Source organism: Aquidulcibacter sp., from assembly GCF_049239865.1.
Lineage (GTDB): Bacteria > Pseudomonadota > Alphaproteobacteria > Caulobacterales > Aquidulcibacteraceae > Aquidulcibacter.
Map to the genome: position 1 here is coordinate 1 of NZ_JBMLTR010000115.1, position 2,273 is coordinate 2,273.

General features: G+C 55.5%; 4 protein-coding genes. All 4 read right to left on the bottom strand.

Annotated elements, in window-relative coordinates:
* Nucleotides 1–160: 160 nt before the first annotated feature.
* The 4 genes from ACOVRA_RS08195 to ACOVRA_RS08210 are packed head-to-tail and all read right to left on the bottom strand — an operon-like array spanning nt 161 to nt 2,166.
* Nucleotides 161–712 carry a hypothetical protein gene (locus ACOVRA_RS08195; protein WP_421719858.1) on the bottom strand — a complete coding sequence of 184 codons (552 nt, stop codon included), beginning with the start codon at nt 710–712 and terminating at the stop codon, nt 161–163.
* Between the two features lie 49 nt (nt 713–761).
* Nucleotides 762–989, bottom strand: a complete 228-nt coding sequence (locus ACOVRA_RS08200) for a F0F1 ATP synthase subunit C (RefSeq protein WP_085340465.1) — start codon at nt 987–989, stop codon at nt 762–764.
* A gap of 44 nt (nt 990–1,033) precedes the next feature.
* Nucleotides 1,034–1,789 (bottom strand): F0F1 ATP synthase subunit A, encoded by a 756-nt coding sequence (locus tag ACOVRA_RS08205; protein WP_421719859.1) that lies wholly within the window; start codon nt 1,787–1,789, stop codon nt 1,034–1,036.
* A gap of 17 nt (nt 1,790–1,806) precedes the next feature.
* On the bottom strand, nt 1,807–2,166 hold the full coding sequence (locus ACOVRA_RS08210) for an AtpZ/AtpI family protein (protein ID WP_421719860.1): 360 nt from the start codon (nt 2,164–2,166) through the stop codon (nt 1,807–1,809).
* Nucleotides 2,167–2,273: the final 107 nt, after the last annotated feature.

The following is a 2,273-nucleotide window of genomic DNA, read 5'->3' on the forward strand; positions in this document are numbered from 1 at the left end:
TGGCGCAAGCGCTTGGCTTCGTCCAATTCTTTTGAGATTTTGGCCGATTGATCATCCAAAGCCTTGGTCAACATGCCAGGCACTTTGAGATAAATCAGGCCACCAATGAAGGTGGTGAAGCCGAGGGCGGCGACGAGGGTCGCGTCAAATCCAAGTGCCATTATGCTGCCCCTGTGACGGATTTAACTGCCGTGTCGAGCGCCTTCGCGGTTGGCTTGATCCCGGAAACACGTTCCACAATCGCGCCCGCCAGTTCGCCGACAGTTTCGTTTACGCTAACCAATGCCGCATCGCGGGAAGCTGAAATTTTCTCTTCAGCCTTGGCAATCTTGGTATTGGCTTTTTTGGTGGCAGCAGCCTCAGCTTTCGCTGCGGCTGCTTCATGTGCATGGCGGGCTGCTTCAACCGTCTTACGGGCTTGCGCCCGGGCGTCAGCTTGGGCCTTCTCAGCTTCTTGGCGCGCTGCTTGGGCAGCAGCAGTTTGTTCTGCAGCCGTCTTCAGATCACCTTCAATGGCGTTTTTACGATCAGCCAAAGTCTTGGCAAAGCGGGGGATAACCACCGCAGCCAACACGATATAGAGCGCGCCAAAGGCAAGCCAGAACCAAAAGATCTGCGAAGAAAACAGGCTAGGGTCAAACGGTGGGAAGCCACCGCCTGCATGCTCGCCTGCTTTACCCGCAGCTTCGACTGCGTGAGATTCGCCAGCCATATTCAAACCACTCCGGGTCTTTGATGAAAGACCAGATTAGAAATCTGGATCAGACCACGAACAACAACAAGATTGCGATCAGCAGCGAGAAGATGCCGAGCGCTTCGGTCACGGCGAACCCGAAGATCAGGTTACCGAACTGGCCTTGAGCGGCCGAAGGATTGCGCATTGCGCCTTCCAAGAAGCTGCCGAAGATGTTGCCCACGCCGATGGCGGCGCCCAACATGCCCAAGCAAGCAAGGCCTGCACCAATGTACTTTGCGGCTTCTGCGTCCATGATGAATTCTCCTGAGGGATTAAGGGACGATAAGAAAGGGTGACTTAGTGATCGGCTGCGTGCAGCGCGTCATTGAGGTAGATACAGGTCAACATGGTGAACACATAGGCCTGCAGGAATGCAACGAGGGTTTCCAGTGCATAGAGGGCAACCGTCATCACGAAGGGCAAGATAGCCCCGACGGCACCCACGGCTCCGGTCTCGGCCATCATGGGCACGAAACCAGCAAACACTTTAACCAGAATGTGACCGGCGAGGATGTTTGCCCAGAGACGAACGGCATGTGACAAAGGACGCGAGAAGAAGGAAATGATCTCGATCGGAGTCACAATAAGATAGAGCGGCCAAGGGATGCCCGATGGCACGAACAGCTTGAGGAAGCCCAAGCCATTCTTGGCAAAGCCCACGATGATCACGGTGAAGAACACCAGAAGCGCCATCATGGCCGTCACGATGATTTGGCTAGTTGGCGTGAAATTATAGGCAAAAAGGCCAACCATATTCACCGTGAAGATGAACAGGAACAAGCTCAAAACCAGTGGGAAGAACTTCTTGACGCCGTCCGAACCTGCTGAGCTGTAGAGCATGTTGTAGACGAAACTATAAGCGGTTTCGCCCAAGGTCTGGATCCGGCCAGGAACCAAAGCGGCCTTGGCAGAGCTTGCCAGCATGAAAGCTGCAGGCAGTGCTGCACCCAAGACAAGGAACAGGCTCGCGTTCGTGAACGACACATCATAGCCGGCCAACTCTATGGGGATCATGGGGGCTATCTGGAACTGGTGCATCGGATCGCTGGCCACGCCGCTTGTCTCCTGCTTCACGCGTCTTCGTCTGAGTCGTCCTTCAAGCCGGATGCCTGAGGATCAACGGGGTGGGCCTGCGTCATCTGACGGGAGGCCCGAATTAAATTCACTGTGCCGGTCACAAAGCCGAGCGCCAAACCGACCAAAAGGCCCCATGGCTGCGTCGTCAGAACGACATCAACACCATATCCTAAAAGGCCACCGACCAGAATCGCCGAAGCAAATTCTGAAGCCAGGCGCAGCCCCAAAGACATGCCCGACCGATCGACACTGACCTTTGGCCCGGCATTCTCTCGCTCTTGATGGAGCGCAGCCACACGTTTGGCCAACTCATCAAGGGCATCAGAGCCATCTGGGTGTCTAGGATCAGCCATGAACCAGCCGTGCGAACAACAAAAGTGCGGACTTGCCCCCTTGTCGACGCGGGCGGAAACTAGAGGCGCCCTTATCTCAAGTCAACCCGAGCAGATGTGCATCTACG

Excerpts from the sequence above, each read along its gene's own strand:
- ACOVRA_RS08195 (WP_421719858.1), bottom strand. The coding sequence starts at position 712 with ATGGCTGGCGAATCTCACGCAGTCGAAGCTGCGGGTAAAGCAGGCGAG.
- ACOVRA_RS08200 (WP_085340465.1), bottom strand. The coding sequence starts at position 989 with ATGGACGCAGAAGCCGCAAAGTACATTGGTGCAGGCCTTGCTTGCTTG.
- ACOVRA_RS08210 (WP_421719860.1), bottom strand. The coding sequence starts at position 2,166 with ATGGCTGATCCTAGACACCCAGATGGCTCTGATGCCCTTGATGAGTTG.